Source organism: Streptomyces achromogenes, assembly GCF_030816715.1.
GTDB classification, from domain to species: Bacteria; Actinomycetota; Actinomycetes; order Streptomycetales; family Streptomycetaceae; genus Streptomyces; species Streptomyces achromogenes_A.
Genome location: NZ_JAUSYH010000001.1, coordinates 5791845 through 5812452 on the forward strand (window position 1 = coordinate 5791845; position 20608 = coordinate 5812452).

Sequence of the window (20608 nt, forward strand, 5' to 3'; positions counted from 1 at the left end):
GCTCCTTGCGCCAGGGAGCTCCATGCGGGGCTCCCTGGCCAGGAGACCGGTCACGCCCTAGTGAGCAGTGCCCGCCGTCGCCGGGGGCAGCTCCACCGCCACGCCCGGGTCGCCCGCGTCCGCCGTGTAGTCCGACGGCTTCGTCTCGTCGACGCCGTCGGGGGCCTTGGCGGCCTTCAGGACGAAGGTCAGGACCACCGTGACGACCACGTTGAGGACGAAAGCCGTCAGGCCGATGTAGCCGATCTCGCCGATGCCCGGGATCTCCTTCGCCGAGCCACCGAAGTGCTTCTGCGTCGGGGAGGCGACCCCGTACGCGGCGAAGGTCCCGTAGAGCATGCCGACCGCCCAGCCGGCGAGCAGCGCCCAGCGGTGGAACCAGCGGGTGAACAGGCCGCCGACCAGTGCGGGGAACGTCTGCAGGATCCAGATGCCGCCCAGCAGCTGGAAGTTGATGGCCACCGTCTTGTCCATGGTGAGGACGAAGACCAGCGCCCCGACCTTCACCAGCAGCGAGACCAGCTTGGAGACGCGGGTCTCCTCCTTGGGCGTCGCGTCCGGCTTGATGAAGTCCTTGTAGATGTTGCGGGTGAAGAGGTTCGCGGCCGCGATCGACATGATGGCCGCGGGCACGAGCGCGCCGATGCCGATCGCCGCGAACGCCACGCCCGCGAACCAGGACGGGAACATGTCCTCGAACAGCTGCGGGATCGCCAGCTGTCCGTTGGTGACCTTGACCCCGGCCGCGATCGCCATGAAGCCCAGCAGGGCGAGCAGGCCCAGCATCAGCGAGTACAGCGGCAGGATCGTGGTGTTGCGGCGGATCACGTCACGGCTGCGCGAGGACAGCGTCGCGGTGATGGAGTGCGGGTACATGAACAGCGCCAGCGCCGAGCCCAGCGCGAGCGTCGCGTACGTCCACTGACCCGGTTCGGCCGGGGTCAGTGCACCGCGCGGCTTGCCCGTCGCCGGGTTGGTCTGGCTGAACGCCTCGCCCGCTTTGGCGAAGATGTCGTCGAAGCCGCCGAGCTTGATCGGGATGTAGATGATCGCCACCGCGATGACGATGTAGATCAGCGTGTCCTTCACGAACGCGATCAGCGCGGGGGCGCGCAGACCCGAGGAGTAGGTGTAGGCCGCCAGCACGCCGAAGGCGATCAGCAGCGGCAGGTCCTTCACGAACCAGTTGGTGTTCTCGCCGCCGCCGACACCCATCACGTCGAGCACGGCCTGGATGCCGACCAGCTGGAGCGCGATGTACGGCATCGTGGCCAGGATGCCGGTCACGGCGACCGCCAGCGACAGCCCCTTCGAGCCGAACCGGCCGCGCACGAAGTCCGAGGTGGTGACATAGCCGTGCTTGTGGGACACCGACCACAGGCGGGGCAGGAACGTGAAGATCAGCGGGTAGACGAGGATCGTGTACGGCACCGCGAAGAAGCCGGCCGCGCCCGCCGCGTAGATCGCCGCGGGCACGGCGACGAAGGTGTACGCGGTGTACAGGTCGCCGCCGAGCAGGAACCAGGTGACCCAGGTGCCGAACGACCGGCCGCCCAGGCCCCATTCGTCGAGGCTGTGCTCGTTCTCGGCCTTGCGCCAGCGCGCGGCCAGGAAGCCCATGACCGTGACGGCCAGGAAGAAGAAGATGAAGACGGCGAGCGCCACGCCGTTCACGCCGTCCTTCACCGCGACGCACCGCCCTTCGCGGAGGAGGAGCCCGCCCGGCCGCGCTGGTCGAGCTGCCACAGCTTGTACGCGACGACCGTGAGCACGGTGGAGATCAGCACCCACAGCATCTGGTACCAGTAGAAGAACGGGATCCCGATGAACGCCGGATCCACCTTCGCGTACGAACCCACCCACAGCATCGCCACGAAGGGCGCGAACAGACAGAGGCCGATGGCGACGCGCAACGGCGTCACCACCGGCCCCTTGGTCACTTCCGGGGTCTCTGACATCGGCGGCTCCGCCCCTCACTCGATCGCCTTGATCACAGATGTAATGCGCAGGCAATGTAAGTGACGGATAAGCCCAGCGGAAGTCCCTCCACAGACCCTCTACTCGGCGGGCCGCTTCAGCCGCGCCACGAACTTGTACCGGTCCCCCCGGTACACCGACCGCACCCACTCCACCGGCAGCCCCGTGCGGTCCAGCGAGTGGCGGGACAGCATCAGCATCGGCAGCCCCACGTCGGTGCCGAGCAGGCCCGCCTCGCGCGGCGTGGCCAGCGAGGTCTCGATGGTCTCCTCGGCCTCGGCGAGACGGACGTCGTACACCTCGGCGAGGGCGGTGTACAGCGAGGTGTACTTCGCCAGCGACCGGCGCAGGGCCGGGAAGCGCTTAGCCGACAGATGGGTCGTCTCGATGGCCATCGGCTCGCCGTTGGCCATCCGCAGCCGCTCGATGCGCAGCACCCGCCCGCCGGCCGTGATGTCGAGCAGCCCGGCGAGGCGGTCGTCCGCGGTGATGTAGCCGACGTCCAGCAACTGCGAGGTCGGCTCGAGGCCCTGGGCGCGCATGTCCTCGGTGTACGAGGTGAGCTGGAGCGCCTGGGAGACCTTCGGCTTGGCGACGAAGGTGCCCTTGCCCTGGATGCGCTCGAGCCGGCCCTCCACGACGAGTTCCTGCAGCGCCTGGCGGACGGTCGTGCGGGAGGTGTCGAACTCGGCCGCCAGCGTGCGCTCCGGCGGGACCGGGGTGCCCGGCGACTGGGTCTGCGTCATGTCGAGCAGGTGCTTCTTCAGCCGGTAGTACTTGGGCACGCGCGCGGTACGGACGGTCGTCCCACCCTCGTTCGCCGCACTGCTGACGTCGGTGCTCATGTCCTGCCTTCCCGGCCTCGGATGCGGGTCACATCGTGGCACGGCCGCGGGCGCTGCCGCCCCGCCGTTCCGTGATCCCCTCTGTATACCGTCGCAACCTTTGCTGGTCTAGTCCACCAGGTCAAATGGTCTACCAGGGCGACGCCCTCCGGTGCCGAGGTTTTCGAGGGCTTCTTACTTAAAGGTTCCTGCATATGTAGGTCCCATAACGGCTGGTCGGAGGGTATTCGGCCACCCTTGACAGGCTCAGTGGCCTGAGCCAAGCTCTGCGCACTGGTCTACACCATTGGTCCAGAGATCGAGGTCCCGGCCCGTGGGCGGGGGGTGTGGCATCCCTGAGGAGGATGGCGTGAAGCGCAAGCTGATAGCCGCGATCGGTATCGCGGGCATGATGGTCTCCATCGCGGCGTGCGGGGACGACAGCGGGAGTGGGGACTCGAAGGGCACCGACGCCAAGGAGCTGACCGTCTGGCTCACCGTCGACGCGCAGAACAACTGGCCCCAGCTGGTGAAGGCCGCCGACGCGGCGGTGCAGAAGGCGCACCCCGGCGTCAAGATCAACCACGAGTACTACGGCTGGCCGGACAAGAACGCCAAGCTGGACGCCGTCCTCGCCACCGACAAGGCCCCCGACGTCGTCGAGATGGGCAACACCGAGATGCTCGGCTACATGGTCAAGGGCGCCTTCGCCCCCCTCGACGCGGGCACGTTCGACAACTCCTCCGCCTGGCTCGACGGCCTCAAGGCCTCGGTGACCTACGACGGCAAGACCTACGGCGTGCCGTACTACGCCGGCGGCCGCGTCGCCAACTGGCGCAAGGACGTCTTCGCCGCCGCCGGGGTGACGTCCACCCCGAAGACGTACGCGGAGCTCACCGCGGCCCTCGACAAGGTGCAGAAGAAGGAGGGCGACAAGTTCTCCGCCTGGTTCCAGCCCAGCCGTGACTGGTACGCGGCCATGTCCTTCGTCTACGACGCCGGCGGCTCCATCGCCAAGGAGGACGGCGGCCGGTGGAAGGCCGCCCTGTCCTCGCCGGAGTCCCTCAAGGGCCTCAACGAGTTCAAGAAGGTCCTCGACTCGTACATGCACGGCGACAAGACCAAGGACGAGTCCGACCGCTACATCGTCTACGGCCAGGGCAAGTCCGGCATGATCTTCGCCCCCGCCTGGGAGGGCGCGACCGCCGCCGCCAAGGAGAACGACAAGACCGGCAAGCTCGCCGGCAACGTCGAGAACTTCGTGATGCCCGGCCCGTCCGGCAAGAACCTCCCCGTCTTCCTCGGCGGTTCCGACCTCGCCGTCCCGGTGAAGTCCGACGCGCAGGGCCTCGCCGCCGAGTGGATCAACGCCTTCACCGGTCCCGCCGGACAGAAGGGCCTGATCGCCAAGGGCAACCTGCCCAACAACAAGACCGACCTCGCCACCCTCAAGAACGACCCGGCGACGGCGGTCCCGGCCACCGCGGCCGAGTCCAACTGGTTCGTCCCGATGGCCCCCGGCTGGGGCCAGGTCGAGAAGGCCCAGGTGCTCCAGACCATGCTCCAGAGCATCGGCACCGGCAAGAAGACGGTCGAGGCCGCCGCGAAGGACGCGGACGCCGCGATCGACAAGGTCATCAACACCAAGTGACCTGAGGGCAGGGCCCGTGGCCCACCGGGCCCTGCCTCCCGTACGACCCGAAGGACCGCTGAGGAGCGCGCGGATGAGTGCCGCAGACACGACCACCCCTGCCAAGGCGCCGCCGCGGCGGCCGTCACCGCCACCACCCGCGCCGCCGGGCGGACCGCGGACGAAACGCGCGTCCGCCGGAACCCCCTGGCTGCTCCTCGCACCCTGCCTGCTGGTGCTCGCCCTGGTGATGGGCTATCCGCTGGTCCGGCTCGTCACCCTCTCCTTCCAGAAGTTCGGGCAGTCCCAGCTGTGGGGCTTCCAGCCCGCCGAGTCGGTCGGGTTCGACAACTTCGCCGGCGTGCTGGGCGACGGCGAGTTCTGGCAGGTCGTCCTGCGCACGATTGTCTTCGCGGCCGGCTGCGTGACCCTCACGATGGTCCTCGGCATGATGATCGCGCTGCTTCTCCAGCGGGTCTCCGGCTGGGTGAAGACCCTCGTCAACATCGCGCTCGTGGCGAGTTGGGGCATGCCGGTCATCGTCGCCACCACCGTCTTCAAGTGGCTGTTCGACTCCGACTACGGCATCCTCAACGCCGTCCTCAGCAGACTGCCCGGCGTCGAACTGATCGGCCACAACTGGTTCGCGAGCGGACCGCAGGGCCTCGCGGTGATCATGCTGCTGGTGATCTGGGGCGCGGTGCCCTTCGTGGTGATCACCCTCAGCGCCGGCCTCACCCAGGTGCCCGCCGAGCTGGAGGAGGCCGCCCGCCTCGACGGCGCCGGCGCCTGGGGCGTCTTCCGGTACGTCACCCTGCCCGTCCTCAAGCCGATCGTCGTGATGCTCACGACCCTGTCGGTCATCTGGGACATGGGTGTCTTCCCCCAGGTCTTCGTCATGCGCAACGGCCACCCCGAGGCCGAGTTCCAGCTCCTGACGACGTACTCCTACGACCGCGCCTTCGTCGTCAACGACTACGGCCAGGGCTCGGCCATCGCGCTGATCACCGTACTGCTGCTGCTCGGGGTGGTCGCCGTCTACATGCGCCAGATGCTGAAGATCGGAGAGGTGGAATGACCAGCGTGCGCACCCTCGCCGCGCCGCGCCGGACGTCACGGCTCGGCTGGAACCTCCTCGGCCTGCTGGTCTTCGCCGTCGCCGGCTTCCCCGTCTACTGGATGCTCACCACGGCGTTCAAGCCGGCGAAGGACGCGATCGACCCGGACCCCAGCCTGCTGCCGACGCACCTGACCCTCGACAACTTCAGCCGCGCGCTGCACATCGCCGACTTCTGGGGGCCGGTGGGCCGCAGCCTGCTCGTCTCCCTGGCGGTCGTCGCGATCGGCGTCGTCGTGGGCATGCTGGCCGCGCTCGCCATCTCCCGGTTCGCCTTCCGCGGCCGCAAGATCGTCATCGTCGGCATCCTTGCGGTGCAGATGGTCCCGCTCGTTGCCATGATCATCCCGGTCTTCCTGCTGCTGAACGACCTGGACCAGTACGACAAGCTCTCCGGCCTGATCATCACGTACCTGACCTTCATCCTCCCGTTCACGGTGTGGACCCTGCGCGGCTTCATCGTCAACATCCCCAAGGAGCTGGAGGAGGCGGCGATGGTCGACGGCTGCACCCGCACCGGCGCCTTCGTCCGCGTCGTCTTCCCGCTGCTGGCCCCCGGCATGGTCGCCACCTCGGTCTACGGCTTCATCCAGGCCTGGAACGAGTACCTGTACGCCCTGATGCTGCTCAGCCAGAACAACCAGACGGCGACCGTGTGGCTCAGCAACTTCTCCACCAAGCACGGCACCGAGTACGCCCCGATGATGGCCGGCGCCACCATGATGGCGCTGCCGATCGTCGCCCTCTTCCTCCTCGTCCAGCGCAAGATGGCCGCGGGGCTGACCGCGGGCGCCGTGAAGGGATGACGCCCCGATGACGACACTCGCCAGCGGCACCGACACACTCACCCGCGACGCCCTGACGGTCCTGCAGCCCGGCTTCCCCGGCACCACCGCCCCCGACTGGCTGCTGCGCCGGCTCGGCGAAGGGCTGGCATCGGTCGGCCTGTTCGGCAGGAACATCGCCTCGCCCGGACAACTCGCCGCTCTGACCGCCCGCCTGCGCGCAGAACGGGACGACGTCCTGGTCGCGATCGACGAGGAGGGCGGGGACGTCACCCGCCTCGAGGTGCGCACCGGCTCCAGCTTCCCCGGCAACCACGCGCTCGGCGCGGTGGACGACGTCTCGCTCACCCTGGAGGTCGCCGCCGAGCTGGGCCGCCGCCTCGCCGCCTGCGGGGTCAACCTCAACTGGGCGCCCTCCGCCGACGTCAACTCCAACGCCGCGAACCCGGTCATCGGCGTGCGCTCCTTCGGCGCCGACCCCGCCCTGGTCGCCCGCCACACCGCCGCCTACGTCACCGGCCTGCAGTCGGCCGGCGTCGCGGCCTGCACCAAGCACTTCCCGGGCCACGGCGACACGGCCGTCGACTCCCACCACGCGCTCCCGCGCATCGACGCCGGCCCGGCGGTCCTGTCCGAACGCGAGCTGACCCCGTTCCGTGCGGCCATCGCCGCCGGCACCCGCGCCGTGATGAGCGCGCACATCCTGGTCCCGGCCCTCGACCCGGCGCATCCGGCAACGTTGTCCCCCCGCGTCCTCACCGCGCTCCTGCGCGACGAACTCGGCTACGACGGCCTGGTCGTCACCGACGGAATGGAGATGCAGGCCGTCGCCGCGACCTACGGCATCGAGCGCGGCAGCGTCCTCGCGATCGCCGCGGGCGCCGACGCCATCTGCGTGGGCGGCGGCCTCGCCGACGACGAGACGGTGTGCCGGCTGCGCGACGCCCTGGTCACCGCCGTCCGCACGGGCGAACTCCCCGAGGAACGCCTCGCCGACGCGGCACGACGGGTACGGGCCCTCGCCCGCTGGACGGCGACGGGAGCCCCGGCCGGTACCGGGCAGCCGGACGGCGCGGCCGTGCGCGCCGACGTCGGCCTGATCGCCGCCCGCCGCGCCCTGCGGCTGACCGGCGACGAGGTCTTCTCGCCCCTCACCGATCCGCCGTACGTCGCCGCCCTCACCCCGGTCGCCAACATCGCCGTCGGCGACGAGACCCCGTGGGGGATGGCCGCCGAGCTGATCCGGCTGCTGCCGGGAACGGAGACCGGCAGCTTCGCCGGCCCGGACGCGGGGCACGCCGCGCTGGTCGCGGCGGGGGAGCGGCGGATCGTCGCCGTGGTCCGCGACGAGCACCGGCACCCCTGGATGGCGACCGCCCTCGACACCCTCCTCGCGGCCCGCCCGGACACGGTGGTCGTCGAGATGGGCGTCCCCCAGGCCCCGCCCCGGGGCGCCCTGCACATCGCCACCCACGGCGCCGCCCGGGTCTGCGCCCGCGCGGCGGCGGAGGTCGTCGCGGGAGGCTAGTGCCGTGACCGGGCACGACGACGAGGAAGGCGCCGGGTCCCTGGTCGGGAACCCGGCGCCTTCCTCGTCGCGGCGGTCGTGGTGGAGCGGCGGTCGCGGTGCGCGGTGGAGCGGGCGCGCCGCCTCAGATCCCCTGCCACCGCGGCTTGTGGGCATAGGTGTGGCGGAAGTACTCCGCGAGCTTCAGTTTGGACGCGGCGGCCTCGTCGACGACGACCGTGGCGTGCGGGTGCAGTTGCAGCGCGGAGGCCGGGCACACGGCGGCGACCGGCCCCTCGACGGAGGCGGCGACCGCGTCCGCCTTGCCCTCCCCGGTGGCGAGCAGCACCACGTGCCGGGCCTCCAGGATCGTCCCGATGCCCTGGGTGATGACGTGGTGCGGGACCTGCTCGACGTCTCCGTCGAAGAACCTGGCGTTGTCCACCCGGGTCTGCTCGGTCAGCGTCTTGATCCGGGTCCGTGAGCGCAGCGACGAGCACGGCTCGTTGAACCCGATGTGCCCGTCGGTGCCGATCCCGAGCAGCTGGAGGTCCACGCCGCCGGCCGCCGCCAGCGCCCGGTCGTAGGCCTCGCAGGCGGCCTGCACGTCGTCGGCCGTGCCGTCCGGACCGAGGAACGCCTCCATCTTCACGCCCAGCGGCTCGAGGACCTCGCGCCGCAGGACCGAGCGGTAGGACTCGGGGTGCTCGGCGGGCAGGCCCACGTACTCGTCGAGCTGGGCGATCCGGGCGCGCGCGGTGTCCACCGTGCCGGCACGCACCCGGGCGGCCAGCGCCTCGTAGACGGGCAGCGGGGTGGAACCGGTGGCCACCCCGAGCAGCGCGTCCGGCTTGCGCCGAAGGAGCTGGGCCATGGCCTCGGCGATGAGCTCGCCGCCCGACCGGGCGTCCGCGACGATGACAACTTCCACGCTGGCCTGCCGTTCTGAGAGGGGGCTCCGAGGGCCCGGAAGGGCTATGTGGTTTAGACCAATCCAGGGGTTCAATCTAGCAGAATCGGGAGCCCCCGTCTTTGGGTGCGGAGCGGGATGGGCGGGCCGGATCCGGGGCGGGCCGGGGAAATTGCCTCGCACATCCGCCCCGCACGGGAAGCCGCACAGGCTAGGCTGCGTGATGGATGTCAGAGCATCCGAACACCTACGACGACGAACAAGCTCCCACGCATGGACACCCTTAGTGGTCTAGTCCACAATGGCAGGGGGCATGACACAGAACCTCCGCCTTCCCCGCACAGGAAGGCGGACCGAGGACCCGGAGCTCTCTGCCCTGACTGCCCAGGTCCTCACCTTCGGCCGACGGGACCGCACACCCCGCGGCCGATATTGCTCCGGGCTGCGGTGCCGGGAGGGTTGAGGGTCCCTCCCAGGCGCCGCGGCCCGCGGGTGTTTTTTCGGACACTCCGGCTGCCCGGGTACGCTCACAGGCGTGCCCTCCATGAACGAACTCGTACGCCAGCACACCGCACTCGACGACTCCGACCTCGAGTGGCTCCACCTGCTGGTCTCGGAGTGGCAGCTGCTCTCCGACCTCTCCTTCGCGGACCTGGTCCTGTGGGTGCCCACCCGTGACGGCGCGCGTTACGTCTCCGTCGCCCAGATGCGCCCCAACACCGGCCCCACCTCCTACCAGGACGACATGGTCGGCCACCTCGTCCCGCGCGGCCGCCGCCCGCTGCTGGACGCCGCCCTGGACGAGGGCCGGATCGTGCGCGAGGGCGACCCGGAGTGGCGCGAAGAGGTCCCCGTCCGGGTCGAGTCGATCCCCGTGCGGCGGGAGGGCCGCGTCCTCGGCGTCATCGCCCGCAACACCAACCTGCTCACCGTGCGCACCCCGAGCCGGCTGGAGCTGACCTACCTGCAGAGCGCCTCCGACCTCGCGCAGATGATCGCGGCCGGCTCCTTCCCGTTCCCCGACCAGCAGATGGACATGGACGCGGCCCCGCGCGTCGGCGACGGTCTGATCCGGGTCGACGGCGACGGCCTCGTCCAGTACGCCTCCCCGAACGCGCTCTCCGCGTACCACCGGATGGGGCTCGCCTCCGACCTGGTCGGACAGCACCTCGGCCTGACCACCGCCGAACTCGCCCCGACCCGGGGCCCGGTGGACGAGGCCCTCGCCAAGGTCGCCAGCGGCTGGGCGCCGCGCGAGTTCGAGATCGAGGCCAACGACGGGGTCATCCAGTTCCGGGCCATCCCGCTCAAGCCGAAAGGCACCCGCATCGGCGCGCTGGTGCTGCTGCGTGACGTGACCGAACTGCGCCGCCGTGAGCGCGAGTTGATCACCAAGGACGCGACCATCCGGGAGATCCACCACCGGGTGAAGAACAACCTCCAGACGGTGGCGGCCCTGTTGCGCCTGCAGGCCCGGCGCATCGAGTCGGAGCGCGGCCGGGAGGCCCTGGAGGAGGCGGTCCGCCGGGTCGGCTCCATCGCCATCGTCCATGAGACGCTGTCCCAGAACCTGGACGAGCGGGTGGAGTTCGACGAGATCGCCGACCGTGTGCTGGCGATGGTCGCCGAGATCTCCCCGGGCAAGGTGGCCGGCCGGCGCACCGGACGCTTCGGCATCCTGGACGCCGAGGTCGCCACCCCGCTCTCCATGGTCCTCACCGAGATCCTGCAGAACGCCCTGGAGCACGGCTTCCGCGAGGGCGACACCGGCACGGTCGAGGTCTCGGCCGTGCGCGGCGGCACCACCAAGGAGGTCCGTCTCCTCGTCACCGTCCAGGACGACGGCGTCGGCCTGCCCGCCGGTTTCGACCCGCACACCTCGGGCAACCTGGGCCTGCAGATCGTGCGGACGCTGGTGGAGGGGGAGTTGGGCGGGAGCTTCGACATGGTTCCGGCCCCCGACCGCGGGACACAGGTGATCCTCGACATCCCGGTGCGCGCGCACAAGTGAGCCGAGCACACAGGTGAGCCGAGCGGGAGCCGCGCAGGGCGGCACCCCTCGACGCGCAGGGCGGCGCCCGGCGACGGATCGCGCACAGCACGAAGCCCCGGACCGTTCAGGGGTCCGGGGCTCGAATGCTCGTTGCCAGCGTGTGCTGCGCATCGGGGGTACTGCGCGCTGCGGCTCGGGGGCGGGAGATGCGTACTCGCTGTACGCGCCGCCAAGCTCAGGCTTGCGGGGCGGGTGTTGTCAGGCGGTTGCCTGGCGGGCCCGGTTGCGGGCGGCGCGACGCTTCATGGCACGGCGCTCGTCCTCGCTGAGACCACCCCAGACGCCGGAGTCCTGGCCGGACTCGAGCGCCCACTGCAGACACTGCTCCATAACCGGGCAGCGACGACAGACGGCCTTGGCTTCCTCGATCTGCAGCAGCGCAGGACCGGTGTTGCCGATGGGGAAGAAGAGCTCGGGGTCTTCCTCGCGGCAAACGGCGTTGTGACGCCAGTCCATGGCTGCTACCTCTCCTTGGTATTACATGCAGGTTGCTTGTGAATGTGAACGCTTTCACGAATCCCTCAACAAGTGAAGGGCCACCAGCCAGATGCACTGGCGTTGGTCCTGTGTGTGAAGAGGGGTTCCGGTGATCAGTGGATGCCGGTGTTGCGGGCTGTCCCGATCGCCACGTAGAGACTCGCAAACCTCAGCGGCGGATACAACCCCTACCGGAAAGTTTTTTTTGATTCCTCGGTGTCGACTAGGTCACAGCCGTACTTCCATGGGGTGGATCCTGGCCTAAACGTTCGAGTGAAAGGACTTCAGCCCTTTCTGCTCACACAATCACACGCAGTGCACGGCGTACGCCTGTGAACGTCACGCTGGTTCGCAGCCCCAGGTGGTCACCGTCCATCTGGAGGGGCAGCGGGACCTTCGAATGCAAGGTGAACTGGTCCAGGTCGTGCAGTGAGACGGCATGCTTTCCCTGGGGTCCCCGCTCGGGGGACGAAGTGAGCAACTGGGTGCCATATCGGGCAACCGAGGCCGTGGACAGACGGCTGAGACCGAGTACGTCGAGCCCGGTATCGAACGAGGCCTTAGGTGACGCGTACACCGGGCGATTACCCAGATAGGTCCACGGAGCCGTGTTGCAGACTATGGAGAGCACCAAATCCGTCACGGGTTCGGCGTCCGGCCGCTCCAGGGTGATCGAACCGTGCCGGCGCTGTGATTCGCCCAACAACTGGCGGACGGCCTGACGGATGTAAAGAGCGTGCGTGGATTTCCTGCCGCGTTCACGCTGCTGCTCCACCCGCCCCACCACTCCGGCGTCGAAGCCGAGCCCGGCGTTGAAGGTGAACCAGCGCGACGGCACCGCCTCGTCCTCGGTGCCGGGCGTACCGGCCGCCAGGCCCAGACCGACCGTGCGTTCGCGGCCCTCACGCAGCGCGTCCAGCAGGGCGCCGGTGGCCTCCACGGGATGGTTGGGCAGATCCAGGGCCCGGGCGAAGACGTTGGTGGAGCCGCCGGGGACCACCGCGAGACGGGGCAGGTTCTCCGGATCCGGGCCGGCGTGCAGCAGACCGTTCACGACCTCGTTGACCGTGCCGTCCCCGCCGAGGGCCACCACCAGGTCGACGTTGCCGCTCTCGGCGGCCTGCCGGCCGAGGTCACGCGCGTGTCCGCGGTATTCGGTGGTGACCGCCTCGAGCTTCACCTCGCTGGCGAGCGCGTGGATGAGGACGTCGCGCGTCCGTGCACTGGTGGTGGTTGCCGCCGGATTGACCACGAGAAGTGCACGCATGAGTTGCAGCGTACCTACTGGGTGGTACCGGGCACAGGCCGAGGTGGGGATCGGGTAAGAGATCGCGAGGTGAGCCTCGACACGGGCGGACCCGGGCGCGGCGACCGTGCGGGCTACCCTTCAGGGGTGAGCAGTGAGCAGACCCCCGCAGCCCCGGAGAGCGCAGCCCCGGTGACCGCAGACCTCCGCCCGCGCCGGCTGACGTACGCCGCCGCGCTCGCGGCCCTCGAAGGGCTGGCGCTGGTGGTCGGCGGGGTCTGGATGCTCGTCCTCGGGATCTCCGCGGACCCGGACGACCGTCAGCAGGCCGTCACCGGCGGGGTCACGCTGATCGTGCTCGCGCTGCTGCCGCTGCTCGCCGCGCGCGGACTGTGGGGCCTGCGCGGCTGGAGCCGGGGACCCGCCGTCATCACGCAGATCATGGCGCTGCCGGTGGCCTACAACCTGCTGCAGGCCGACAGCATGGCCATCCCGGCGGGCATCGCGCTCGCGACCGCCGCGATCGCCTCGCTCGTGCTGCTGGTCAACGGGGAGACGACCCGGGCCCTCGGGATCCGGGGGCCCGGCCGCACACCGGAGTAGAGCCGGAGCGGAGCGGCCGCGGGGCGACCGCTACTCCTCGACGAGCAGCTTCTCCCGCAGCTGGGCCAGGGTGCGCGCCAGCAGCCGGGAGACGTGCATCTGCGAGATGCCCACCTCCTGGGCGATCTGCGACTGCGTCATGTTGCCGAAGAACCGCAGCAGCAGGATCCGCTTCTCCCGGGGCGGCAGGTCCTCCAGGAGCGGCTTGAGCGACTCCCGGTACTCGACGCCCTCCAGCGCCTCGTCCTCCGCGCCGAGGGTGTCCGCGACCGCGGGGGACTCGTCGTCGGTGTCGGGGACGTCCAGCGACAGGGTGGAGTACGCGTTCGCGGACTCCAGGCCCTCCAGGACCTCCTCCTCCGAGATCGCCAGCTTCTCGGCGAGCTCGTGCACCGTGGGGGAGCGGCCGTGCTGCTGCGACAGCTCGGCCGTCGCGGTGGTCAGCGCGAGGCGCAGCTCCTGGAGTCTGCGCGGTACGCGTACCGCCCAGCCCTTGTCGCGGAAGTGCCGCTTGATCTCGCCGACGACCGTCGGGGTCGCGTACGTGGAGAACTCCACGCCGCGCTCCGGGTCGAAACGGTCGACCGACTTGATCAGGCCGATGGTGGCGACCTGGGTGAGGTCGTCCAGCGGCTCGCCGCGGTTGCGGAAGCGGCGCGCGAGGTGCTCGACCAGCGGCAGATGCATGCGGACCAGCCGGTTGCGCATCTCCGCGTACTCGGCGCTGCCGTCGTCCAGCTGCCGCAGCTCGACGAACATCGCCCGCGCCCCGCTGCGGTCCGTCGCCGACGTGGGCGAGGGTGTGTGCTGTGTGCCCGGCACGCTCTGCTCGCCGTCTCGCTCGTGCTCGCTCATTGTCCCGCCCGTCGCCCTCTGTCGAGCCCTCGCCTGCGCTCGGCCCGGGGGCGAGCCCCCGATCCGCCCCTCCCGGGGCGAGCCCTGCACGGCACCGTCCGCCCTGCTCGCCTGCACGGAGGACGAGTCGTCCTCCGGATGCGGCCGGGCCTGCTCGGGAATGCCGTCGATGTTGTCCGCCAGGTGTCGGGAACCGTCCGGAGAGACTGGCACGTCGGCGCTCCCGGCCGGCAGCTCCTGTGTGCCGCGCTCTTCGTCCCGCACCGGCCCGTCCCCGTTCCTCACGCCGGCCCGGGTCCCGCGCCGCGCTGTTTGTAGAGGCTGATCGACACGGTCTTGTCCTCGTCGACGGCGGAGGACACCTTGCCCGCGAGGGCGGACAGGACGGTCCAGGCGAAGGTGTCCCGCGAGGGGGCGTGGCCGTCCGTGGTCGGCGCCGAGACGGTGACTTCGAGCGAGTCGTCGACGAGACGGAAGACGCAACTCAGCACCGAGCCGGGCACGGCCTGCTGGAGCAGGATCGCGCAGGCCTCGTCCACCGCGATGCGCAGGTCCTCGATCTCGTCCAGGGTGAAGTCCAAACGGGCCGCGAGGCCGGCCGTGGCCGTCCGCAGCACCGACAGGTAGGCACCCGCAGCCGGCAGCCGGACTTCCACGAAGTCCTGGGTCGCGGGCTCGCCTGCGATCTGGGACACCCTCACCTCCAAGGTGGTACAAGCTTTTCGGGGCCGAGGGTCGCCCCCCGGGGTAACGCGTGTGTGGTGCAGCGGTGACGCTATCGCGCTCTCACGATTCCTGTCCCCGGGACCCCAACCCCTGGCGTCACTCACAGTAAAGCTGTGAACACGCTCCGTGTCTAGGGGTGTGCGGAGCCAATGGGGAAGAAGGCGCGCCGGGTTGACGTACCCAGGCGTCGGACGGTCGAACCGTACCCGCCCGGCGGCGGGGACGTCTCATGGGTTCAACGCGCACACCGCCCCGGAAGTTCGCCCGGCGACGGACCGGCCGCCGACCGGCCCGCCGAGGGGGTCAGACGAGGACGTGGTCGACGAAGCACCAGCGCCAGTTCTCGCCCGGCTCGAACGTCCGCATCACCGGGTGGCCGGACTCCTTGTGGTGCGCCGTGGCGTGCCGGCTCGGCGAGGAGTCGCAGCAGCCGACGTGGCCGCACGTCATGCACAGCCGCAGTTGTACCGGGTGGGTGCCGTCCCGCAGACACTCGGGACACGTCTCGCCGAGCGGGACGGGTTCGGGGTCGGGCAGCGCGTCGGCGTGCGTGCACTGTTTCATGATTGCCAGATTACGACGGGTGTGCGGACGCCCGCGCGAAAAAGGAAAGCGGCGAGACATGGACGTGATGCCACTGCTGTTGCTGGTGGCCGGCAGTGCGGCGATCGCGGCGGCGGCCCGGCGCACCCCGGCGCCGGCGCCGCTGCTGCTGGTGGCGGTGGGCCTGGCCGTGTCGTACCTGCCCGGGGTCCCCGACTACACCCTGGACCCGGACGTCGTCCTGCCGCTCCTGCTGCCGCCGCTGCTCTACACCTCGGCCACCGACAGCTCCTACCTGGACCTGCGCGCCCAGCTGCGGCCGGTGGCGCTGCTGTCGGTCGGGTACGTGCTCTTCGCGACGTTCGCCGTCGGCTGGGCCGCCTACCTCATCGTCCCCGGGCTGCCGCTGACGGCGGCGCTCGTGCTCGGCGCGGTGGTGGCGCCGCCGGACGCGGTCGCGGCCACCGCGGTGGCCCGTCGGGTCGGCCTGCCGTCGAAGATCACCACCATCCTGCAGGGCGAGTCGCTGCTCAACGACGCCACCGCGATCACCGCCTACAAGGTGGCCCTCGCGGTCGTGGTCGGCGAGGGCGCCTCATGGGGCGGCGGCATCGAGGAGTTCCTGGTGGCGGCGGTCGGCGGGGTCGCCGCCGGGCTGATCCTGATGGCCCCCCTGCACTGGCTGCGCACCCACCTCAAGGAACCCCTCCTGCAGAACACGCTCTCCCTGCTGATCCCGTTCGTCGCCTATGCGGCCGCCGAGCAGTTCCACGCCTCCGGGGTGCTCGCCGTGGTCGTCGTGGCGCTGTACCTGGGCCACCGCGCGTGGGAGGTCGACTTCGCGACCCGCCTCCAGGAGGAGGCGGTGTGGAAGATGGTCGCCTTCGTCCTGGAGTCGGCCGTCTTCGCCCTGATCGGACTCCAGCTCCCGGTGGTGCTGCGCGGCCTCGGCGACTACGAGGGCATGGACGCCGCCTGGTACGCCGTCGCCCTCTTCCTCGTGGTCGTGGCGGCGCGCTTCCTGTGGGTGTACCCGGCGACCTTCCTCCCGCGGATGGCGTCGGCGCGCATCCGCGCGCGGGAGGACGACCCGACCTGGCGCGGCCCGGTCGTCATCGCCTGGGCCGGCATGCGGGGCGTGGTGTCGCTCGCCATCGCCTTCTCCATCCCGCTCACCGTGGAGGACGGCGACAAGCCCTTCCCGCACCGCAACCTGATCCTCTTCCTCACCTTCACGACCGTCATCGGCACACTGGTGGTGCAGGGCCTGACGCTGCCTCCGCTGATCCGTCTGCTGAAGTTCCCCGAGGCCGACCCGCAGGCCGCGACGCTCGCCGAGGCCAACGCGCAGGCACAGGCCTCACGGGTCGCCGAGGAGCAGCTGGACGCTCTCCTGGCCGACGAACGCAACGTCCTGCCGCCACCTCTCGCCGACCGGCTGCGCAGCGTCCTGGAGCGCCGCCGCAACGCCGTCTGGGAGCGCCTCGGGCAGGTCAACCCGGTCACCGGGGAGACCGTCGACGACACCTACCGGCGTCTGTCGCGGGAGATGATCAGCGCCGAGCGCGAGGTGTTCGTCCGGTTGCGCGACGCCCGCCACATCGACGACGAGATGCTGCGCACGCTGCTGCGCCGGCTCGACCTGGAGGAGGCGGCGGCCTTCCGGGAGGCGACCTGAACGGCCCGCGCGGGAAGGGCGGCGGCCAGGTCCGGACGGGCGAGCCGCCCGGCTCTCACGCGGTGAACGGGGAGCCCGTCACGACGGCCGCGAGCCGCGTCCCGGGCGCGAAGGCCCCCTCCTCGGCCAGCACGACCAGGGCGTAGAGCGACTTGGCGACATAGAGACGTTCGACGGGCAGACCGTGGCGGCGCTCGAAATCCGCCGCGAACGCCTCCAGTTCGGGGGTGACCCGGGCGTATCCGCCGAAGTGGAAGCGCTCGTCGAGGCTCCAGTCGCCGCGCCGCCCCCCGAACGCCTCCTCCTGCAGGGCCCCTATCTCCTCGCCCAGGAAGCCGCCCTTGAGGACCGGTATGCCCAGCGCCCGCAGACCGTGACCGGGGGCGAGGCCCGCGGCCAGGCCCGCGAGCGTGCCGCCGGTGCCGCACGCGAGGGCCACGACGTCGGCGCGGCCCCGCAGTTCCTCACCGAGCGCCCGGCAGCCGCGGACCGCCGCCGCGTTGCTGCCGCCCTCGGGAACGACGTAGGCGTCCTCGGCGCCGGCCGCCCGCAGGACGGCCGCGAGGGTGTCCGGCTCGGTCTTGCGGCGGTACGTGGCGCGGTCCACGAAACGCAGCCGCATGCCGTCCGCCGCGCACCGGGCCAGCGAGGGGTTCAGCGGCCGGCCCGCCAGCTCGTCGCCGCGCACCACGCCGACCGTGGGCATCCCCAGCAGGCGGCCGGCGGCGGCCGTGGCCCGCAGATGGTTGGAGTAGGCCCCGCCGAAGGTCAGGAGCGTCCGGCCGGCCGCCTGCTCCAGGTTGGGCGCGAGCTTGCGCCACTTGTTGCCGATCAGCTCGGGATGGATCAGGTCGTCCCGCTTGAGCAGCAGCCGTACGCCGTGCCGGGCGAACCGGTCGTCGGTCACCTCCTGGAGGGGGGAGGGAAGGCGCGGGCGCAGGTCGGTCACCCGCTCATTGTCGAACATCGTTCGGGGAAACGTGCTTCTTCCCAGGCCCACGATGATCCATTCCCGCTCTTTCGGGTAATAGCACGACCACACTCCGTGATGGAAGGCTGGCCGCATGAACGAAGTGCACCGGCGCAGTTCGGCGTCCGTGCATGAATCGGGAGGGCATTTCTCATGTCGGTAGGCGAAGAGGTCCGCACGGAGTCGGGCAAGCCGCAGCAGAGTCTCGGCACCGCGGCCGCGCGGAACCTGGCCACCACGACCAAGTCCGCGCCGCAGATGCAGGAGATCAGCTCCCGCTGGCTGCTGCGGAATCTGCCCTGGGTGGATGTGCAGGGCGGGACGTACCGGGTGAACCGGCGTCTGACGTACGCGGTGGGCGACGGCCGCATCACGTTCGTCAAGACCGGCGACCGCGTCGAGGTCATCCCGGCGGAGCTGGGCGAACTGCCCGCACTGCGCTCCTACGAGGACGAGGAGGTGCTCGCGGAACTCGCCCAGCGCTGCCGGCAGCGGGAGTTCGCCCCCGGCGAGGTGATCGCCTCCTTCGGCAGCGGGAGCGAGGAGGCCTACCTGCTGGCGCACGGCCGCGTGGAGAAGGTCGGCACCGGCCCCTACGGCGACGACCAGGTGCTCGGGGTGCTCGCCGACGGCGCGTACTTCGGCGATCAGGCGCTGCTCGACGCGGACGCCATCTGGGAGTACACGGCCCGCGCCGACACCGCCTGCACGGTGCTGGTCCTTTCCCGGCAGGACGTCGAGCAGGTCGCCGAGCGCGCCGAGTCGCTGGGCGAGCACCTGCGGCGGCTGCGCGCGATCCCCGAACAGCGCACCAACAAGTACGGCGAGAAGGTGGTCGACCTCGCCGCCGGCCATGCCGGCGAGCAGGACATCCCGCACACCTTCGTGGACTACGACGCGAGGCCCCGCGAGTACGAACTGAGCATCGCGCAGACCGTCCTGCGCATCCACTCGCGGGTGGCCGATCTGTACAACCAGCCGATGAACCAGACCGAGCAGCAGTTGCGGCTGACGGTCGAGGCGCTCAAGGAGCGGCAGGAGCACGAGCTCGTCAACAACCGGGAGTTCGGGCTGCTCCACAACTGCGAGTACGACCAGCGGCTCCAGCCGCACGACGGCGTGCCCAGCCCCGACGACCTGGACGAACTGCTGAGCAGGCGGCGCGGCACCAAGATGCTGCTCGCCCACCCGCGCGCGATCTCCGCGATCGGCCGCGAGCTCAACAAGCGCGGACTCGTCCCCGAGACGATCGACGTCGGCGGCAACCGGATCCCGACCTGGCGCGGGGTGCCGATCTACCCGTGCAACAAGATCCCGGTCACCGAGGCCCGCACCAGCTCGATCATCGCGATGCGCCTGGGTGAGCAGGACCAGGGCGTCATCGGGCTGCGCCAGTCGGGCCTGCCGGACGAGATCGAGCCGAGCCTGTCCGTGCGGTTCATGGGCATCAACGAACAGGCCATCATCAAGTACCTGGTCACGGCCTACTACTCGGCCGCCGTCCTGGTGCCGGACGCGCTGGGCGTCCTGGAGAACGTCGAGATCGGCCGCTGGCGGTGACCTCCGCCGTCAGGCGAAATCCCAGCGGGGCGCGAGACGGGCGGGAGCCCGCCGGAAGCCGGGACGACGGCGGTGCGGGACCGGCCGGCGGGCACGAGGCGGCGGCCGTCCTGGAAGGGTCCCGGGCCGCGGTCGATCCGGAACTGCGGTCGGCGATCGACTCGTTGCCCGGCTCCCTGCGCAGGGTCGCGCTTCACCACTTCGGCTGGGAGCACGCGGACGGCACCCCGGCGGCGGGCAACGCGGGCAAGGCGATCCGCCCGGCCCTCGTGCTCGCCGCCGCCGCCGCGCTCGGCGGCCCGGCGGCCCGCGCGGTGGCCGTCCGGGCGGCCGCCGCGGTCGAACTGGTCCACAACTTCACGCTGTTGCACGACGACGTGATGGACCGGGACACCACCCGCCGCCACCGTCCCACCGCCTGGACCGTGTTCGGAGACGCCGACGCGATCCTCGCCGGTGACGCCCTGCAGGCCCTCGCCCTCGGGATGCTCGCCGCGGACCCGCACCCCGCGTCCGCGGCGGCCGCCGCCCGGGTCGCGGCCTGTGTGGTCGAGCTGTGCGCCGGCCAGCAGGCGGACACGGCCATGGAGAGACGCGGCCCCACCGAGATCACCCTCGAGGAGGTGCTCGCCATGGCCGAGGCCAAGACGGGCGCGCTGCTCGGCTGCGCCTGCGCGGTGGGCGCGCTGTACGCGGGCGCGACGGAGGCGGACGTCGACGCGCTGGACGCGTTCGGCCGGGAGGCCGGACTCGCCTTCCAGCTCATCGACGACGTCATCGGCATCTGGGGGGACCCGCGGCAGACCGGCAAGCCGGCCGGCGCCGACCTCGCCGCCCGCAAGAAGTCCCTGCCGGTGGTCGCCGCGCTCACCTCCGGCACCCCGGCGGCCGCAGAGCTCGCGGAGCTGTACGCGGCGCCCTATCGCCCGGCCGACCTGGACCGCACGACGCTCGCCGTCGAACGGGCCGGCGGACGCGCGTGGGCGCAGGAGCAGGCGGCCGACCGCATGTCCCGTGCGCTGCACGAACTGACCCGGGCCGTCCCGGACCCGGAGTCGGCGGGCGGTCTGCTGTCCCTGGCCGAGTTCGTGACCCGGCGCAACGCCTAGCCAGGCGAAAGGGGAAGTTCCGCGGGGGCGGGGGCGGG

19 protein-coding genes are annotated in these 20608 nt (G+C 70.8%); 9 read left to right on the forward strand and 10 right to left on the reverse strand.

The window, feature by feature from the left end:
• Positions 1-57 precede the first annotated feature (57 nt).
• The 3 genes from mctP to QF032_RS26190 form a co-directional block, all read right to left on the reverse strand.
• Positions 58-1686 carry a monocarboxylate uptake permease MctP gene (gene mctP, locus QF032_RS26180; protein ID WP_306949359.1) on the reverse strand — a complete coding sequence of 543 codons (1629 nt, stop codon included), beginning with the start codon at positions 1684-1686 and terminating at the stop codon, positions 58-60.
• Entirely contained in the window at positions 1683-1958 is a 276-nt protein-coding gene (locus QF032_RS26185) for a DUF3311 domain-containing protein (protein ID WP_057584266.1), read from the reverse strand. Before QF032_RS26185 ends, mctP begins: the two co-directional genes overlap by 4 nt.
• A 99-nt stretch (positions 1959-2057) precedes the next feature.
• On the reverse strand, positions 2058-2822 hold the full coding sequence (locus QF032_RS26190) for a GntR family transcriptional regulator (protein ID WP_307057700.1): 765 nt from the start codon (positions 2820-2822) through the stop codon (positions 2058-2060).
• A gap of 349 nt (positions 2823-3171) precedes the next feature.
• Between QF032_RS26190 and QF032_RS26195 the strand changes: the two genes are divergently transcribed.
• From QF032_RS26195 to QF032_RS26210, 4 genes are all read left to right on the forward strand, one after another.
• Positions 3172-4452, forward strand: coding sequence for an extracellular solute-binding protein (locus QF032_RS26195; protein WP_307057702.1), 1281 nt, complete (start codon positions 3172-3174; stop codon positions 4450-4452).
• Positions 4453-4525: 73 nt separating this feature from the next.
• Entirely contained in the window at positions 4526-5509 is a 984-nt protein-coding gene (locus tag QF032_RS26200) for a carbohydrate ABC transporter permease (protein ID WP_306949356.1), read from the forward strand.
• Positions 5506-6354 (forward strand): carbohydrate ABC transporter permease, encoded by an 849-nt coding sequence (locus QF032_RS26205; RefSeq protein WP_307057704.1) that lies wholly within the window; start codon positions 5506-5508, stop codon positions 6352-6354. Before QF032_RS26200 ends, QF032_RS26205 begins: the two co-directional genes overlap by 4 nt.
• Before the next feature lie 7 nt (positions 6355-6361).
• The gene (locus tag QF032_RS26210) at positions 6362-7861 is read left to right on the forward strand and encodes a glycoside hydrolase family 3 protein (protein WP_307057706.1); all 1500 of its coding nucleotides are present in this window, start codon (positions 6362-6364) and stop codon (positions 7859-7861) included.
• A 124-nt stretch (positions 7862-7985) separates the two neighbouring features.
• On the opposite strand, the gene nagB is transcribed toward QF032_RS26210, so the two are convergent.
• Entirely contained in the window at positions 7986-8771 is a 786-nt protein-coding gene (nagB, locus tag QF032_RS26215) for a glucosamine-6-phosphate deaminase (protein WP_307045801.1), read from the reverse strand.
• Between the two features lie 523 nt (positions 8772-9294).
• On the opposite strand from nagB, the gene QF032_RS26220 reads away from it, so the two are divergent.
• The gene (locus QF032_RS26220; protein ID WP_307060377.1) at positions 9295-10761 is read left to right on the forward strand and encodes a PAS domain-containing sensor histidine kinase; all 1467 of its coding nucleotides are present in this window, start codon (positions 9295-9297) and stop codon (positions 10759-10761) included.
• A gap of 240 nt (positions 10762-11001) precedes the next feature.
• Here QF032_RS26220 and QF032_RS26225 read toward each other — a convergent pair whose 3' ends face one another.
• Positions 11002-11259: a WhiB family transcriptional regulator gene (locus tag QF032_RS26225; RefSeq protein ID WP_006380970.1), complete on the reverse strand. Its 258-nt coding sequence runs from the start codon at positions 11257-11259 to the stop codon at positions 11002-11004.
• A 319-nt stretch (positions 11260-11578) separates the two neighbouring features.
• On the reverse strand, positions 11579-12547 hold the full coding sequence (locus tag QF032_RS26230; RefSeq protein ID WP_306949352.1) for a diacylglycerol/lipid kinase family protein: 969 nt from the start codon (positions 12545-12547) through the stop codon (positions 11579-11581).
• Between the two features lie 126 nt (positions 12548-12673).
• On the opposite strand from QF032_RS26230, the gene QF032_RS26235 reads away from it, so the two are divergent.
• Positions 12674-13129 carry a hypothetical protein gene (locus QF032_RS26235; RefSeq protein WP_307057708.1) on the forward strand — a complete coding sequence of 152 codons (456 nt, stop codon included), beginning with the start codon at positions 12674-12676 and terminating at the stop codon, positions 13127-13129.
• A 30-nt stretch (positions 13130-13159) separates the two neighbouring features.
• Here the strand turns inward: QF032_RS26235 and QF032_RS26240 are convergent, their stop codons facing one another.
• From QF032_RS26240 to QF032_RS26250, 3 genes are all read right to left on the reverse strand, one after another.
• A complete protein-coding gene (locus QF032_RS26240) occupies positions 13160-14269 on the reverse strand; it encodes an RNA polymerase sigma factor SigF (RefSeq protein ID WP_307045805.1) in 1110 nt (369 codons plus the stop codon).
• Positions 14266-14679: an anti-sigma regulatory factor gene (locus tag QF032_RS26245; protein WP_004925829.1), complete on the reverse strand. Its 414-nt coding sequence runs from the start codon at positions 14677-14679 to the stop codon at positions 14266-14268. The genes QF032_RS26240 and QF032_RS26245 overlap by 4 nt, the downstream gene beginning before the upstream one ends.
• Positions 14680-15013: 334 nt before the next feature.
• Positions 15014-15274: a UBP-type zinc finger domain-containing protein gene (locus QF032_RS26250; protein ID WP_057584245.1), complete on the reverse strand. Its 261-nt coding sequence runs from the start codon at positions 15272-15274 to the stop codon at positions 15014-15016.
• Between the two features lie 58 nt (positions 15275-15332).
• On the opposite strand from QF032_RS26250, the gene QF032_RS26255 reads away from it, so the two are divergent.
• Positions 15333-16931 (forward strand): Na+/H+ antiporter, encoded by a 1599-nt coding sequence (locus QF032_RS26255; RefSeq protein WP_307057710.1) that lies wholly within the window; start codon positions 15333-15335, stop codon positions 16929-16931.
• Between the two features lie 55 nt (positions 16932-16986).
• Here QF032_RS26255 and QF032_RS26260 read toward each other — a convergent pair whose 3' ends face one another.
• On the reverse strand, positions 16987-17898 hold the full coding sequence (locus tag QF032_RS26260; protein ID WP_373430381.1) for a 1-aminocyclopropane-1-carboxylate deaminase/D-cysteine desulfhydrase: 912 nt from the start codon (positions 17896-17898) through the stop codon (positions 16987-16989).
• A gap of 156 nt (positions 17899-18054) precedes the next feature.
• Here QF032_RS26260 and QF032_RS26265 point away from each other — a divergent pair, with 156 nt between their 5' ends.
• Both QF032_RS26265 and QF032_RS26270 read left to right on the forward strand, forming a co-directional pair.
• Complete coding sequence (locus tag QF032_RS26265; RefSeq protein ID WP_307045811.1) at positions 18055-19461, forward strand: family 2B encapsulin nanocompartment shell protein; 1407 nt, start codon at positions 18055-18057, stop codon at positions 19459-19461.
• Positions 19458-20570: a family 2 encapsulin nanocompartment cargo protein polyprenyl transferase gene (locus QF032_RS26270; protein WP_307057712.1), complete on the forward strand. Its 1113-nt coding sequence runs from the start codon at positions 19458-19460 to the stop codon at positions 20568-20570. Before QF032_RS26265 ends, QF032_RS26270 begins: the two co-directional genes overlap by 4 nt.
• Positions 20571-20608 lie beyond the last annotated feature (38 nt).

Coding starts and splice junctions, on each gene's coding strand:
- QF032_RS26205 (WP_307057704.1), top strand. CDS start 5,506: ATGACCAGCGTGCGCACCCTCGCCGCGCCGCGCCGGACGTCACGGCTC.
- QF032_RS26210 (WP_307057706.1), top strand. CDS start 6,362: ATGACGACACTCGCCAGCGGCACCGACACACTCACCCGCGACGCCCTG.
- QF032_RS26190 (WP_307057700.1), bottom strand. CDS start 2,822: ATGAGCACCGACGTCAGCAGTGCGGCGAACGAGGGTGGGACGACCGTC.
- QF032_RS26185 (WP_057584266.1), bottom strand. CDS start 1,958: ATGTCAGAGACCCCGGAAGTGACCAAGGGGCCGGTGGTGACGCCGTTG.
- QF032_RS26260 (WP_373430381.1), bottom strand. CDS start 17,898: ATGTTCGACAATGAGCGGGTGACCGACCTGCGCCCGCGCCTTCCCTCC.
- QF032_RS26225 (WP_006380970.1), bottom strand. CDS start 11,259: ATGGACTGGCGTCACAACGCCGTTTGCCGCGAGGAAGACCCCGAGCTC.
- QF032_RS26255 (WP_307057710.1), top strand. CDS start 15,333: ATGGACGTGATGCCACTGCTGTTGCTGGTGGCCGGCAGTGCGGCGATC.
- QF032_RS26250 (WP_057584245.1), bottom strand. CDS start 15,274: ATGAAACAGTGCACGCACGCCGACGCGCTGCCCGACCCCGAACCCGTC.
- QF032_RS26230 (WP_306949352.1), bottom strand. CDS start 12,547: ATGCGTGCACTTCTCGTGGTCAATCCGGCGGCAACCACCACCAGTGCA.
- QF032_RS26265 (WP_307045811.1), top strand. CDS start 18,055: ATGTCGGTAGGCGAAGAGGTCCGCACGGAGTCGGGCAAGCCGCAGCAG.
- QF032_RS26200 (WP_306949356.1), top strand. CDS start 4,526: ATGAGTGCCGCAGACACGACCACCCCTGCCAAGGCGCCGCCGCGGCGG.
- QF032_RS26220 (WP_307060377.1), top strand. CDS start 9,295: ATGAACGAACTCGTACGCCAGCACACCGCACTCGACGACTCCGACCTC.